The sequence below is a fragment of the Actinospica durhamensis genome, from assembly GCF_018139695.1.
Lineage (GTDB): Bacteria > Actinomycetota > Actinomycetes > Streptomycetales > Catenulisporaceae > Actinospica > Actinospica durhamensis.
Window position 1 is genome coordinate 1 of sequence record NZ_JAGSOG010000228.1, and the last position, 14,736, is coordinate 14,736.

Consider the following 14,736-nt stretch of genomic DNA (forward strand, 5'->3'; position numbering starts at 1 on the left):
AGATGAGTCCTCCCACCACCTTGAGTGGGTAAGGCCCCCTAGAGACCATGGGGTTGATAGGCCGGACATGGAAGCGGGGTAACTCGTGGAGTGGACCGGTACTAATAGGCCGAGGGCTTACACACCCTTAAATCTTCGAGTCTTTCTTGATTCGCTGCTGACGCTCGCATCCACTGTCCGGTTCACGGATACTCCCCCCTGCCCGCCCGGGCATGTGGTTGAGGTATCTGATGCACGTGCGGCGGTCATGGCGGCGGGGAAACGCCCGGTCCCATCCCGAACCCGGAAGCTAAGCCCGCCAGCGCCGATGGTACTGCCAGGGAGACCTGGTGGGAGAGTAGGACGCCGCCGCACTCACCGTGAAACCCGTAGGCCCCCGACCAGCAATGGTCAGGGGCCTACAGGCGTTTCCGGGCCCAGCCGGCGCCGCGCCCGCGCAGCCGGCCGGGTCGCCCGGCGTCCGCGCCGTTCCGGACGCTCGCGAGGCCGAGGATCTCCGCATTCCGTCCGTTTACGTGGCGGTAACTGTCCGGCGGGATAGTGTGGGTGCGGATTGAAGGAACTCGGTCACCCGGAGAGTGGATCATGGAGCGGCAGCAGGAGTTCGTACTGAGGACCCTGGAGGAGCGGGACATCCGTTTCGTCCGCCTCTGGTTCACGGATGTACTGGGTTTCCTCAAGTCAGTGGCGGTGGCGCCGGCGGAACTCGAGCAGGCCTTCGCCGAGGGGATCGGTTTCGACGGCTCGGCGATCGAGGGCTTCGCCCGGGTGCACGAGTCCGACATGCTGGTCAAGCCCGACCCCTCGACCTTCCAGATCCTGCCGTGGCGGGCCGAATCCCCGGGCACCGGCCGGATGTTCTGCGACATCCTCACCCCGGACGGCACCCCGTCCTTCGCCGACCCGCGGTACGTGCTCAAGCGCGCCCTGGCCAAGGCGGCGGAGAAGGGCTTCACCTTCTACACCCACCCCGAGATCGAGTTCTTCCTGTTCAAGTCGGAGGGGGCGCTCGGCGCTACCCCGGTGCCGGTGGACGCCTCGGGTTACTTCGACCTCACCCCGCACGGGGTCGGGCACGACTTCCGGCGGCAGGCGATCACCCACCTGGAGTCGATGGGCATCTCCGTCGAGTTCAGCCACCACGAGGCCGGACCCGGCCAGCAGGAGATCGACCTGCGCTACGCGGACGCGCTCTCGACCGCGGACAACATCATGACCTTCCGGCTCGTGGTCAAGGAGGTCGCGCTCGAGCAGGGCGTGTACGCGTCCTTCATGCCCAAGCCGCTGACCGACCACCCGGGCTCGGGCATGCACACGCACCTGTCCCTGTTCGAGGGCGACCGCAACGCCTTCCACGAGCCGGGTTCGGAGTACCAGCTGTCCAAGGTCGGCCGGTCCTTCATCGCCGGCCTGCTGCGGCACGCCGGCGAGATCAGCGCCGTCACCAACCAGTGGGTGAACTCGTACAAGCGCCTCTCCGGCGGCGGAGAGGCCCCGAACTACATCTGCTGGGGTCACAACAACCGGTCCGCGCTGGTGCGCGTGCCGATGTACAAGCCGGGCAAGAGCCAGTCCACCCGGATCGAGGTGCGTTCGCTCGACAGCGCCTGCAACCCCTACCTGGCCTACGCCGTGCTGCTCGCGGCCGGGCTCAAGGGCGTCGAGGAAGGTTACGAGCTGCCGCCGGGAGCCGACGACAACGTCTGGAAGCTGACGCGGGCCGAGCGGCGCGCGCTGGGCATCCAGCCTCTGCCGGCCTCCCTCGACGAGGCCGTGGCGCTGATGGAGCGCAGTGAACTGGTCGCCGAGACCCTCGGCGAGCACGTCTTCGAGTTCTTCCTGCGCAACAAGCGGGCCGAATGGGCCGAGTACGAGCGGCAGGTCACGCCGTTCGAGCTGAGCCGCTACCTGCCGGTGCTCTGAGTTTCGACCGACTCGTCCGTCGGCGCCCGGAGCGCCGACGGGCTGTGCCGCGCGCGGTGACGCGCGCTCTTCGCGGTCCGGCGGCGGTGAGCGCCGTCGGGCTGGTCCGCTACAGTCCGACGGCGATCCGGCCGAGTTCGGCGACGTAGTCGGCGAGGTTCTCGCCGTTCATCTCCTGCGGGATGAGCCCGGGCACGGCCTGGCGCAGCAGCTGCAGGCCCAGCCAGACCGAATAGGCGTGCACGGCCGAGCGCTCGGCCTGCTCCGGGCTCAGGCCCGCCTGCTCGCGCAGCCGCTGGGAGAACGCCATCCGCTTGTGCACGATCCGCTCCACCGCGGGGCCGATCACCGGGTGGTCGGCGTTCCACAGCAGGACCATGAAGATCTTCACGTCCTTGGGCGAGGCGTTGAGCCCGGCCACCGTGGCGTTGTGGCGCTCGATCGGATCGGCGATCAGCTCGAGCCGCTCGAGCTCCTCGTCGATCGCGGTGCGTTCCCAGTGCTCCACCGCCGCTTGAAGCAGGGCATTGCGATCGCGGAAGTGCCAGTAGAAGCTGCCCTTGGTGGCACCGAGGCGCTCGGCGAGCGGTTCCACCGCGACCGCGCGCAGACCGTCGCGGGCGAGCGCCTCGACGGCGGTGCCGATCCAGTCGGCCCGCGTCAGGGTCCTGCGTTCCCGGGGCCGGGCGGCGGCGCGGTCGCGCGGCAGTGCCGAGGCGGCCGCGGCCGGGGCGGACTCACCGCTGATGCGCGGGAGCAAACCGGGCGTGCCGGGCGTACGGGGTGTGCGGACGGTGTAATCGGGGGTGGAGGCCACAGTGATATCGCGCATGGCGTCACCGTAGCGCAGCGGAGGGTAGTCGCGTGGCGAATGACTCTTTCGAGCGAACTTACTCCGAATCCGCGTCAGGTCGGGCGATCTTGCTCATTCCCGGCCTGGCTGAACCCGCGTGCAGTGGTTAAGGTCGAGTGGTGGCCGTCCAACGGGAACGCGAATCCCAGCTCAGCCGACTCGCCCGCCGCGGTTTCGCGGATCCGGAGGCCGCCGCCGGGCGTCTGGCGACGCCCGCCTTCGACGGCCTGGCGGCCGATCCGGTGTTCCTGGAGAGTCTGGGCCGCTGTGCGGATCCCGACACGGCGCTCGGATCCCTGGCCCGCCTGCTCGAGGCGTTGCCGCACGAGCAGGCCGAGATGCTGCGTGCCACCTTAGCCGCCTCGCAGCCGCTGCGCGGCCGGTTGTTCGGGGTGCTCGGCGTGAGCGAGGCGCTCGGGGACTTCCTGGCCCGCCACCCCGAGGCCTGGCACGAGCTCGACGAGTTCGACGTGGACGAGCTGATCTCCGACCCGGATTACCTGCGTGGCGGGCTGCTGCGGGCGGTCGGGGCGGATCCGGCGAGCGCCGAGCCGCAGGCCGCGCTGACCGGCGCCGAGGCGGCGGACGCCCTACGGGTGGCCTATCGGCGGGGGCTGCTCCGGGTCACCGCGATGGACGTGAGCGGTGGCGCGGCGATGTCGAAGGTGGGTCGGCAGCTGGCCGATCTGGCCGGGGCCACCCTGGAGGCGGCCCTGGCCGTGGCTCGGGCCGAACTCCCGGCCGACGCCGCGCCCTGCCGGCTCGCGGTGATCGGCATGGGCAAGTGCGGTGCCAGGGAACTGAATTACGTCAGTGACGTGGACGTCATCTTCGTCGCGGCGCCGGGCCAGGGCGCCGACGGGACGCCGGTGGACGAATACGAGGCCTTACGCACCGGCACCCGGCTGGCCGCCGCGCTGATGCGCATCTGCGGCGAGGTGACGGCGGAGGGCAGCATCTGGCAGGTGGACGCGGCGCTGCGGCCGGAGGGCAAGTCGGGCCCGCTGGTGCGGACCCTGGCCAGCCATGTGGCGTACTACCACCGCTGGGCCAAGACCTGGGAGTTCCAGGCGCTGCTCAAGGCGCGGCCGATCGCGGGCGACCACGAGCTCGGCGAGGCCTATCTGGCCGCGGTCAGTTCCCTGATCTGGTCGGCGGTCGAGCGGGACCACTTCGTCGAGGACGTGCGGGCCATGCGGCGCCGGGTGGTGGACCACGCGGCGGCCGCCCTGCGCGCGGCGCCGGGCGCGGGCTCCGCCGCGGGTGCGGCCCAGGGCGTGGCGGTGGAGCGGGAGCTGAAGCTCGGCCCCGGCGGACTGCGCGACATCGAGTTCGCGATCCAGCTGCTCCAGCTGGTGCACGGCCGCGGCGACGACACGCTGCGTCGGCGCGGGACGCTCGAGGCGCTCGAGGCCCTGGCCGTGGGGGGATACGTGGGCCGGGCGGACGCGCAGCAGCTCGGTGAGGCGTACCGGTTCCTGCGCACGGTGGAGCACCGCATCCAGCTGTTCCGGCTCGAACGCACCCACCTGATGCCGACGGATCCGGCCTCGCTGCGCCGGATCGGGCGCTCGCTCGGTTTCGCCTCGGATCCGGCCGGGCAGCTGCGGCTGACCTGGCAGGCTCATGTCAGAGTCGTGCGACAGCTGCACGAGAAGCTGTTCTACCGGCCGCTGCTGTCCACTGTGGCCCGCTTGGACGCGACGGCGGTGCGGCTGCCCGCCGCGACCGGTGTGGGCACGTCGACGGCGCTCCCGGCCGCGGACGCCGGACGGCTCTCCGTCGCCGCGGCCCGCTCCCGGCTGACCGCGCTGGGGTACGCGGATCCGGCCGGGGCCCTGGCCAACATAGAGGCGCTCACCACCGGCCTGAGCCGGCGCGCGGCGATTCAACGAACCCTGCTTCCGGTCTTCCTCGGCTGGTTCGGCGACGCCGCCGACCCGGACGCGAGCCTGCTGGCCTTCCGCCGCCTCTCCGACGCCCTGGGCAGCACGCCGTGGTACCTGCGTTCGCTGCGCGACGAGGGCGAGACGGCCTGGCGCCTGGCCCGGCTGCTGGCCTCCGGAGGCTTCCTGACCGACCTGCTCATGCGCGCCCCCGACGCCGTGGCGCAGCTGTCCGAGCGCCGGATCCGGTTGCCCGCGCGGGAAGCGCTGGCGACGGAGCTGTCCGCGCTGGTGCGGCGGGCGTCGGACGCGGCGCAGGCGGTCACGGCGGTGCGCGCGGTGCGTCGCAGGGAGCTGCTGCGCATCGCGGCGGCGGACGTACTCGGCCAGTTCGAGGACGCCGTGGCGGAGGCGGGTGCGGGCCCGCGCTCGGCGCCGGCGCCGGACGCCGCGGCCGTGCTCAGGCATCCGGCGGACGTGCGGATAGACGCGATCGGGCGGGCGCTGACGGACATCACCGCGGCCACCGTGCAGGGTGCGCTCGAGGCCGTACTCGCCTTCCGCCCCGACCACGACGCGCCCTCGATGCGCTTCGCCGTCATAGCGATGGGGCGCTTCGGCGGCGCGGAACTCGGCTACGGCTCTGACGCCGACGTGCTGTTCGTCTACGAGCCGATGCCGGACGCGCAGGAGCAGGCCGCCGCGTCGGCCGCGTTCGCCGTCGCCACCGAACTCAGGGCCCTGCTCCAGACGCCGAGCACCGACCCGCCGCTGCTGATCGACGCCGACCTGCGGCCCGAGGGCAGGCAGGGGCCGCTGGCGCGCACGCTCGCTTCCTACACCGCGTACTACCGGCGCTGGTCCACCGGCTGGGAGGCGCAGGCACTGCTGCGCGCGGCGCCGGTGGCGGGCGACGCGCAGCTCGCGGCCCGGTTCATCGCCGCGGTCGATCCCCTGCGCTATCCCGAGTCCGGGCCGGTGGAGGCCGAGGTGCGCGAGATCCGCACGCTCAAGGCGCGGATGGAGTCCGAGCGGCTGCCGCGCGGGGCGGACCGGATGCTGCACACCAAACTCGGCCCGGGCGGCCTTTCCGACATCGAGTGGGTGGCCCAGCTGCTGCAGCTGCGCCACGGCGCCGCCCATCCCGCCCTGCGCAGCACCGGGACGCGCGCCACCCTCGCCGCGGCGGCCCAAGCGGGCCTGCTCGACGTCGAGGACGCGGAACTGCTCGACGAGGCCTGGACGCACACCTCCTTGCTGCGCAACGGAATCACGATCGTGCGCGGCCGGCCGGGCGACCAGGTCCCGGCCGACGCGCGCGAGCTCGCCGGCATCGCGAGCTACCTCGGCGAGGATGTGGACAGCGAGACCCTGCTCGACAACCACCGCCGCCGCGCCCGCCGCGCCCGCGCCACCTTCGAGCGGCTCTTCTACGACGAGGAATAACCGCGCCAACGCAGCCGATCGCGACGTCACGCGCAGAATCGTCCGCCAGGGCAGGCGATCGCGACGCCACGACGCGCGGATCGCCGCGCCACAACGGGAATCGGCCGCGCCACAACGAGAGGGTCGCGCCTCGGCGGGGGACGGGCACGCGGCGTTCACCGCACCGGCGCCTCCACCAGGCCCAGCTTCTGCGCCTCGAGCCGCACCGCGGCCCCGGATCGCTCGTGCCTGCGGGCGATCTCGGCCCAGCTGAGTTCGCCGTGGACCTCGGCGGTGAGCTGGTCGCGCTCCTCGTCCGTCCACGACAGGCCCGCGTTCTTCGGGTCGCCCGGCCGCCCGCGCGCTCCGGCGCGCCAGCTCAGGGCGGCGACCTCGCTGCGCGGGACGGTGCGTACGACGCTGCCGTTGGTGAGGAAGCACAACTGCTCGCCCTCGAACCGCACGGCCTCGGCGGGGAAGGAGACCGTGACCGGGACTCCGTCCACGGCCAGCCAGGCGGGACCGGAGTTGGCGGCGAGTTCCAGTTCGATCTGGTTCGACATGACAATGCCTCCCGAGTAGTCGTCACATGACCCTAGGTCACTTCATCGACTATCTCAGGAGGCACTGACAAAAACGGATACTCCGGGGCATCCCCCGTCACACCCGGCACTGCGCTCCTCGGCTCCGCGGATCTCACACGGTGCGTCGGAACTAGTTCAAGCTCGTACTGGTCTTCCGGTCGGCTTCAGCCGGCGTACTTCTGCACCAGGGCACCGAGCCGCGGCAGGGCGGACTCGACGTTCTTGACGCCGCTCGGACGCACGGCGTTGTAGGCCTTGCGCAGCGGAGCACGCTCCGAGTTGGCGGCGCGCGCGTCGGTCACGGACAGCAGTGCCTCGGAGACCTCCGCGCCGCGCCCGGCCAGGTAGTCGCCGAAGGAACCGCCGCCGTTGGCCGCGAAGTCCACCCAGTACGGCTGCAGCTTCTCCAGGAAGTCCGGGAGGAGTGCGTCGATGACGTCCTTGACGATGTTCGAGGCGAACGCGGTGACGGTCTTGTAGGCACCCTTGATGATCAGGCCCTTCTCCGACACCTCCTCCTCGACCAGGGTCACCGCGTCGGCGATGACGTTCGGGCGGACGTCCGGGGCGAGCAGGGCTTCCTGCAGGGTCTCGGCCATGTGTGGCTTCTTCTCCTTGACGTGCTGGGGATTTCCCCCCCTCAGGGTTCGCACAGGCTACCAGTTTCCCCGTGCCTTTTGGGACCCCGGCCATACCCTTTCGTCGCGTACCTAGTCCTGCGGCGTAAGGATTTTTCCGGCATGCGTCGGGGCGTTCACGCGAGGTTCAGCGACCGGGCGATCAGCAGCCGCTGGACCTCGCTGGTGCCCTCGCCGATCTCCAGGATCTTCGCGTCCCGGTAGAAGCGGCCGACCGCGTACTCGTTCATGAAGCCGTAGCCGCCGAAGATCTGGGTGGCCTCGCGGGCGTTGGCCATGGCCGCCTCCGAGGCCACCAGCTTGGCGATCGAGGCCTCCTTCTTGAACGGCTTGCCCGCTCCGAGCAGGCCCGCGGCGTGCCGCCAGGCCAGCCGGGCGGTGTGCGCGCGGGCCTCCATGTCGGCGATCTTGAACTGGATCGCCTGGTACTCGCCGATCTTGTGGCCGAAGGCCGAGCGGTCCTTGACGTAGCGCAGCGACTCGTCCACGCAGCCCTGGGCCAGACCGGTGGACAGGGCGGCGATGGCGATCCGGCCCTCGTCCAGGATCCGCAGGAACTGGGCGTAGCCGCGGCCGCGCTCGCCCAGCAGGTTCTCGGCCGGGACGCGGCAGTTGTCGAAGGTAAGGCCGTGTGTGTCCGAGGCGCACCAGCCGACCTTGGAGTAGGCCGGCTCCACGATCAGCCCCGGGCTGCCGCTGGGCACCAGCACGCAGCTGAGCTCGGTCCGGCCGTCCGGCTCGCGGCCGGTCACCGCCATCACCGTGATCAGGGACGTGATATCGGTGCCGGAGTTGGTGATGAAGGACTTCGAGCCGTTGATCACCCAGTTGCCGGTGGCCGGGTCCTCGCCCGCCTTGGTGCTCACCGCGCCCGCGTCCGAGCCGCCCTCGGGCTCGGTCAGGCCGAACGCGGCCAGCCGCTCGCCCCGGCACAGCTCCGGCAGCCACCGCGTCTTCTGCTCCTCGGTGCCGAAGCGGTAGACCGGCATCGAGCCCAGGCTCACCCCGGCCTCGAGCGTGATCGCGACCGAGGAGTCGGCCCTGGCCAGTTCCTCCAGCGCGATGCACAGGGCGAAGTAGTCCCCGTCCATCCCGCCGTACTCGCTCGGGTAGGGCAGGCCGAACAGGCCCATCCGGCCCATCGCGGCGATGATCGGGTACGGGAAGGCGTGCCGCTCGTAGTAGTCCCCGATGACCGGGGCCACCTCCTCGCGGGTGAAGGCCTCCACGGCCTTGCGCAGGTCCTCGTACTCCGCGGGCAGGGTGGGGTCGGTCATGGCGGTCATCCGTTTCCGTTCACGGTGGTGGTGGAAGCGGTCCTGCCCCGGGTGAGGGCCTGGACGGCGCGGGAGGGAGCGGGACGGCCCAGGATGTCGGCCATCCAGCCGGAGGTCTCGACCAGCTTGCGCAGGTCGACGCCGGTGGTGATGCCGAGTCCGTCGAGCATCCACACGAGGTCTTCGGTGGCCAGGTTGCCGGTGGCGGACTCGGCGTAGGGGCAGCCGCCGAGTCCCCCGGCGGAGGAGTCGACGGTGGCGATCCCGGCCTGGAGCGCGGCGTAGGTGTTCGCCAGCGCCTGGCCGTAGGTGTCGTGGAAGTGCACGGCGAGCCGGTCCCTGGCCACGCCGCGGCGCTCCAGCGCGTCGATCAGGGTACGGACATGGCCGGGGGTGGCGGTGCCGATGGTGTCGCCGAGGCTGACCTGGACGCAGCCGGCCGCTATCAGCCGCACGACCACGTCGGCCACCGCGCGCAGTGCGACCGGGCCCTCCCACGGGTCGCCGAAGCACATCGAGACGTAGCCGCGGGCGCGCATGCCGCGGGCCAGGGCCTGCTGCAGCGTGGCCTCGATCTCGAGCATCGACTGTTCCATGGTCGAGTTCAGGTTCTTGGCCGCGAAGGTCTCGGTGGCGGAGGCGAACACCGCGATGTCCTTGGCTCCGGCCGCGGCCGCGCGCACCAGGCCGCGGCGGTTGGGGACCAGGACCGGGAAGCGGGTGTGGTCGTTGAAGCCGTGGCGCCCGAGCAGCGGCATCAGCTCGTCCGCGTCGGCGAGCTGCGGCACCCACTTCGGGTGCACGAAGCCGGTGGCCTCGATCATCCACAGGCCCGCGTCGGCGAGGCGGGCGATGAACTCGGCCTTGGCCTCGGTGGGCACGAGCGCCGCCTCGTTCTGCAGGCCGTCGCGCGCGCCCACCTCGTAGACGGTCACCCGCTGCGGGAGCCCGTGCTGGCTCAGCTTCTGCGGCAGTCCGGGGATCATGAGCCCACCTCCACGTGGAACAGCCGGTGCCCCAGCGGCACCTGCTCGCCGACCGCGGCGCCCACCTCGGTCACCAGGCCGTCGCAGGGGGCTGTGAGCGTGTGCTCCATCTTCATCGCCTCGAGCACCCCCAGCGGCTCTCCGGCGGTCACCCGCTGGCCGACGCTCGCCTTCACGGCCAGCACCGTACCCGGCATCGGCGCGCGCACCGTGCCGTCCGCCTCGGCCTCGGCGTCGCCCGGGCCGCCGGGCAGGCCGGTCTCGGCCCGGGCCGGCGCCGGGGGAGCGCCCAGCCGCCAGCCGTCGCGGGCGTCGAACGGGGAGGGCCCGTCCGGGCGCAGCCGCGGGTGGAACGGCAGGTCGGGGTGGGTGTCGAGCCAGGAGGTGTCCAGGGCGGCGTCGGCGAACTCGGCCGAGCCGAGCAGCGTGCGCAGGAACGGCAGATTCGTGATCAGGCCGCTGATCTCGGTCTCGGCCAGCGCGGCCAGCAGGGCCAGCCTGGCCGCCTCGCGGTCGCGGCCGTGCGCGGTGATCTTCGCGACCATCGGGTCGTAGTACGCGGTGACCTCGCCGCCGCCGCGCAGGGCGGTGTCCACGCGCAGGGCGCCGGCGTCGCCCGGCACCGGCCAGCGCACGTGCTCGGCCGTGCCGGCCTGGGGCAGGAAGCCGTGCTCGGCGTCCTCGGCGTAGACGCGGACCTCGATGGCGTGCCCGTCCGGCCGCGCGGACAACTCCGGCAGCGGTTCGCCGCGGGCCACCCGGATCTGAAGCTCCACCAGGTCCAGGCCGGTGACCAGCTCGGTCACCGAGTGCTCGACCTGAAGCCGGGTGTTGACCTCGAGGAAGAAGAACTCTTCGCCGGACACGATGAATTCCACCGTGCCCGCGTTGACGTAGCCGACCTCGCGGCACAGCCGTACCGCCGCCTCCAGCAGCCGCTCGCGCAGTGCCGGGCTGATCGTCGGCGCGGGGCTCTCCTCCACCACCTTCTGGTGCCGGCGCTGGACCGAGCAGTCGCGCTCGCCCAGATGCAGCACGGTGCCGTGGGTGTCGGCGAGGATCTGCACCTCCACGTGCCTGCCGTGCTCGAGGTAGCGCTCGACCAGCACGGTGCCGTCGCCGAAGGCGGACAGGGCCTCGCGTCCGGCGGCGGCGAGGGCGTCCGGCAGCTCGGCCGGGTCGCGCACGATCCGCATGCCCTTCCCGCCGCCGCCCGAGGCCGCCTTCACCAGCACCGGGAAGACTTCGGCGGGCACCGCTCCGGGCTCGTAGGCGCGCAGCACCGGCACCTGCGCCCGCTCGGCGAGCTCGCGGGCGGCGTCCTTGCGTCCGAGCGCGGAGATCACTGCGGCGGGCGGGCCGACGAAGACCAGCCCGGCCGCGTGGCAGGCCTCGGCGAAGCCGGCGTTCTCGGACAGGAAGCCGTAGCCCGGGTGCACCGCGTCGGCCCCGGCCACGCGGGCGGCCTCGAGCACGGCGGCGACGTCGAGGTAGGACTCGGCCGCGGGGGCCGGGCCGAGCCGGACCGCGGCGTCGGCGGCCCGCACGTGCGGGGAGGCGGCGTCGGCGTCGGAGTAGACCGCGACCGTGCGCAGGCCCATCGCCCGCGCGGTGCGGATCACCCGCAGTGCGATCTCGCCCCGATTGGCCACCAGTATCGTGGTGACCGGCGCGTTCTGAGAGTTCGTCATGCTTGTCCGCCCCCTACATCCGGAAGACGCCGTAGCCGACCGGCTCCGGCTCGGCGTACGCGGTGGCCGCGAGCGCCAGGCCGAGCACCCGCCGGGTGTCGAGCGGGTCGATGATCCCGTCGTCCCACAGCCGCGCGGTCGAGTAGTACGGCGAACCCTGCGTCTCGTACTGGTCCCTGATCGGCTTGCGGAAGGCCTCCTCGTCCTCGGCGCTCCACTGCTCGCCGCGCGCCTCGAGCCCCTCGCGGCGCACCGTGGCCAGCACCGTCGCGGCCTGCTCGCCGCCCATCACCGAGATCCGCGCGTTCGGCCACATCCACAGGAACCGAGGGTCGTAGCCGCGGCCGCACATGCCGTAGTTCCCGGCGCCGAAGGAGCCGCCGATCACGACGGTCAGCTTGGGCACGGTCGCGCAGGCCACCGCGGTCACCAGCTTCGCGCCGTCGCGGGCGATGCCTCGGTTCTCATAGTCCTTGCCTACCATGAAGCCGCTGATGTTCTGCAGGAAAAGCAGCGGGACGCGCCGCTGCTGGCAGAGCTCGATGAAGTGCGCGCCCTTGACCGCGGACTCGCCGAACAGCACCCCGTTGTTGGCCAGGATGCCCACCGGGTAGCCCTGGATCCGGGCGAAGGCGCACACCAGCGTCTCGCCGTAGCGGGCCTTGAACTCGTGCAGCACCGAGCCGTCCACCAGACGGCGCATCACCTCGCGCACGTCGTAGGGGATGCGCGGGTCGGCCGGGACCAGGTCGTAGAGCTCTGCCGGGTCGAGCGCGGGCTTGAGGGGCGGCTCGGGCCGCAGCCAGGGCTCGGCCGGCGGGAGCGTGGCCACCGCGGCGCGCAGCAGGTCGAGTGCGTGCGCGTCGTCCTCGGCGAGGTGGTCGGCCACCCCGGACAGCCGGGTGTGCACATCCGCGCCGCCGAGCTCCTCGGCCGTGACCACCTCGCCGGTGGCCGCGCGCACCAGCGGCGGGCCGCCGAGGAAGATCGTGCCCTGATTGCGCACGATCACGGTCTCGTCGCTCATCGCGGGCACGTAGGCGCCGCCGGCCGTGCACGAGCCGAGCACCGCGGCCAGTTGCGCGATGCCCGCGCCGGAGAGCCTGGCCTGGTTGTAGAAGATCCGGCCGAAGTGCTCGCGGTCCGGGAAGACCTCGTCCTGCAGCGGCAGGTAGGCGCCGCCGGAGTCGACCAGGTAGATGCACGGCAGCCGATTGTCCGCGGCCACCTGCTGCGCACGCAGGTGCTTTTTGACCGTCATCGGGTAGTAGGTGCCGCCCTTGACCGTGGCGTCGTTGGCCGCGATCACGCACGGACGCCCGGCCACCCGGCCGATCCCGGCCACCAGGCCGGCCGCGGGGATCGGGCCGCCGTGTTCGCGGTAGAGCCCGTAGGCGGCCAGCGGGGCGAGTTCGAGGAAGGGGGAGCCCGGGTCGAGCAGCCGGTCCACCCGGTCGCGCGGCAGCAGTTTGCCGCGGGCCAGATGCCGGGCCCGGGAGCGTTCGTCCCCGCCGAGGCGTACCTCGGCCAGGCGCTCGCGCAGTCGCTCGGTCAGTTCGCGCAGCGTCGGAGACAGCGTGGGACTGGACGGCACCGTTGCCGCCTTTCCTGATGCAGGCCGGGCGCTCGTGGTGCCCGACTGTGTGATCGGCCGGAGGTGTACGGCTCTGGTACCCATCAGTAACACAGTCCACGCCGCGAAGGAAAGCGCGCCGCCGAACGGGGTGGGTGGCGGTCCGGCCCGACGTGCGGGCGAGGCGGCGCTAGGCCGGCGCCGGGCGTCCGGGCAGGGCGTCGGTGATGCGCAGGGTCGAGACCTCGGGCAGGACGCGCGCGACGGTGTCGAAGTCCTTGTCGTCGTGCAGGACCACCAGCCCTCGGGCGGCGGCGGTGGCGCACAGGACGAGGTCGAGGACCCCGGCCGAACGTGCGCCCCGGCGAGGGTGAGCTTGTACTGCGCGGTGTCGATCCAACCGAACGCGTCCTTGGGCACCGGGACGTGCTCGGCGTCGGCCTCGTTGCTCGGCCGCTCGGCCAGGCGGCGGAAGGCGCTCATCCGGCTCGAGTCCGCCACGCCGCCGAACGGGTGAGCCTCGGCCGCGCCTGTCCGGGTGCGCCGGGCGGGTCTTCCTAGACTGGCGGAGCGAGTGGGCGGATCGGGACGAAGCGGGACCGAGTGTGGACGGGAGCCGGGGTGGCTGGATCGCCGGGCAGGGCGCGGGCGGGGCGTTCACCGGTGGCCCGGGTGCGCCTGCCGCGCCGAGCGCGCCTCGGGGCCCGCACGGTGTTCGGGGCGGCGGCGGCGCTGGTGCTCATCGGGGCGGGCAGCGGGTACTTCTTCGAGCGCGAGGTGGTCGGCTCGCTCACCACCTCCAACGCGCTGGTCGGGCTCGGCTCGCGCCCGGAGGCTGACCAGAACATCCTGCTCATGGGCCTGGACTCGCGCAAGGACATGAACGGCAACGACCTGCCCACCGACATCCTGGACAAGCTGCACGCCGGCTCCAGCAGCGACGTCGGCGGCTACAACACCAACACCCTGATCCTGCTGCACGTGCCCGCGGACGGCGCGCGCGCCACCGCCCTTTCCATCCCCCGGGACGACTACGTCGACCTGCCGGACCACCTGGGCAAGCACAAGATCAAGGAGGCCTACGGGCGGGCCAAGGAGGCGGCCGAGGAGAAGGCCCGCGCCTCGGGCGTGGGCAACCCGGCCACGCTCGAGCAGCTCGGCCGCGAGGCCGGGCGGCAGGCCGCGATCGAGGCGGTGCAGAACCTGCTCGGCGTGCAGGTGGACCACTTCGCCGAGATCAACCTGGCCGGGTTCTACGATCTGGCCAACGCGCTCGGCGGGGTCACCGTGTGCCTGCGCCAGCCCGCCCACGACTCCTACTCCGGCGCGAACTTCCCGGCCGGGGTGCAGACCCTCGACGGCCAGCAGGCGCTCGCCTTCGTGCGTCAGCGGCACAACCTGGCCGGCGGCGACCTGGACCGGACGCACCGTCAGCAGGCCTTCCTGGCCTCGGCCGTGGCCAAGCTGGACGCGGCCGGGGTCTTCGGCGACCTCGGCAAGCTCGGCGCGCTGCTGGACGTGGCGCACCGGGACGTGGTGGTGGACGCCGGATTCGACCCGCTCGCGTTCCTGCGCCAGGCCGGCGCGGTCACCTCGGGCGACGTGCGTTTCTTCACGTTGCCGATCAAGGGCTTCGCCACCGTGGGCGGCGAGTCGGTCAACCTCATCGACCCCACCCAGGTGCGCACCGTCGCCCAGCGCCTGCTGGCCGGGCTCAGCGCCGAGCCGGGCGGCGGGACGAGCGCGCAGAGCCTGCCGATGGCCACGCACGAGGTCGTCCGGAGCACGCCGACGCCCAAGCCGGCCCTCACGCCCACGCCCGCCCCGACGCGGCCGACGCAGCATCAGGGCAAGCCGCGTCACACGCCCGTCCCCTCGCCCCCGGCGCACGCCTCGACGC

At 72.3% G+C, this 14,736-nt stretch carries 11 protein-coding genes and 2 rRNA genes; 5 read left to right on the plus strand and 8 right to left on the minus strand.

Annotated elements, in window-relative coordinates; all coding sequences use genetic code 11:
- The 3 genes from KDL01_RS31040 to glnA2 form a co-directional block, all read left to right on the plus strand.
- Positions 1 to 125 (plus strand): 23S ribosomal RNA (locus tag KDL01_RS31040); the annotation flags it as partial.
- Between the two features lie 112 nt (positions 126 to 237).
- Positions 238 to 354, plus strand: a 5S ribosomal RNA gene (gene rrf, locus KDL01_RS31045).
- A gap of 231 nt (positions 355 to 585) precedes the next feature.
- Positions 586 to 1,923, plus strand: coding sequence for a gamma-glutamylpolyamine synthetase GlnA2 (gene glnA2 / locus KDL01_RS31050; RefSeq protein ID WP_212532223.1), 1,338 nt, complete (start codon positions 586 to 588; stop codon positions 1,921 to 1,923).
- A 109-nt stretch (positions 1,924 to 2,032) separates the two neighbouring features.
- Here the strand turns inward: glnA2 and KDL01_RS31055 are convergent, their stop codons facing one another.
- Positions 2,033 to 2,755 (minus strand): TetR/AcrR family transcriptional regulator, encoded by a 723-nt coding sequence (locus tag KDL01_RS31055; protein ID WP_212532224.1) that lies wholly within the window; start codon positions 2,753 to 2,755, stop codon positions 2,033 to 2,035.
- Between the two features lie 140 nt (positions 2,756 to 2,895).
- Between KDL01_RS31055 and KDL01_RS31060 the strand changes: the two genes are divergently transcribed.
- Positions 2,896 to 6,108 carry a bifunctional [glutamine synthetase] adenylyltransferase/[glutamine synthetase]-adenylyl-L-tyrosine phosphorylase gene (locus tag KDL01_RS31060; RefSeq protein ID WP_307846694.1) on the plus strand — a complete coding sequence of 1,071 codons (3,213 nt, stop codon included), beginning with the start codon at positions 2,896 to 2,898 and terminating at the stop codon, positions 6,106 to 6,108.
- Positions 6,109 to 6,263: 155 nt separating this feature from the next.
- Here the strand turns inward: KDL01_RS31060 and KDL01_RS31065 are convergent, their stop codons facing one another.
- From KDL01_RS31065 to KDL01_RS31095, 7 genes are all read right to left on the minus strand, one after another.
- Entirely contained in the window at positions 6,264 to 6,650 is a 387-nt protein-coding gene (locus tag KDL01_RS31065; protein ID WP_212532226.1) for an SANT/Myb-like DNA-binding domain-containing protein, read from the minus strand.
- A 185-nt stretch (positions 6,651 to 6,835) separates the two neighbouring features.
- A complete protein-coding gene (locus KDL01_RS31070) occupies positions 6,836 to 7,270 on the minus strand; it encodes a DUF6918 family protein (RefSeq protein WP_212532227.1) in 435 nt (144 codons plus the stop codon).
- Between the two features lie 155 nt (positions 7,271 to 7,425).
- Entirely contained in the window at positions 7,426 to 8,586 is a 1,161-nt protein-coding gene (locus KDL01_RS31075) for an acyl-CoA dehydrogenase family protein (RefSeq protein ID WP_212532228.1), read from the minus strand.
- A 5-nt stretch (positions 8,587 to 8,591) separates the two neighbouring features.
- Entirely contained in the window at positions 8,592 to 9,572 is a 981-nt protein-coding gene (locus tag KDL01_RS31080) for a hydroxymethylglutaryl-CoA lyase (protein WP_212532229.1), read from the minus strand.
- Positions 9,569 to 11,263 (minus strand): acetyl/propionyl/methylcrotonyl-CoA carboxylase subunit alpha, encoded by a 1,695-nt coding sequence (locus KDL01_RS31085; RefSeq protein ID WP_212532230.1) that lies wholly within the window; start codon positions 11,261 to 11,263, stop codon positions 9,569 to 9,571. Before KDL01_RS31085 ends, KDL01_RS31080 begins: the two co-directional genes overlap by 4 nt.
- A 13-nt stretch (positions 11,264 to 11,276) precedes the next feature.
- A complete protein-coding gene (locus KDL01_RS31090) occupies positions 11,277 to 12,941 on the minus strand; it encodes a carboxyl transferase domain-containing protein (RefSeq protein WP_212532231.1) in 1,665 nt (554 codons plus the stop codon).
- Between the two features lie 85 nt (positions 12,942 to 13,026).
- Positions 13,027 to 13,236 carry a PIN domain-containing protein gene (locus tag KDL01_RS31095; protein ID WP_212532232.1) on the minus strand — a complete coding sequence of 70 codons (210 nt, stop codon included), beginning with the start codon at positions 13,234 to 13,236 and terminating at the stop codon, positions 13,027 to 13,029.
- A gap of 263 nt (positions 13,237 to 13,499) precedes the next feature.
- On the opposite strand from KDL01_RS31095, the gene KDL01_RS31100 reads away from it, so the two are divergent.
- Positions 13,500 to 14,736, plus strand: a 1,237-nt coding sequence (locus KDL01_RS31100; protein ID WP_212532233.1) for an LCP family protein, incomplete at its 3' end; no start/stop codon positions are given.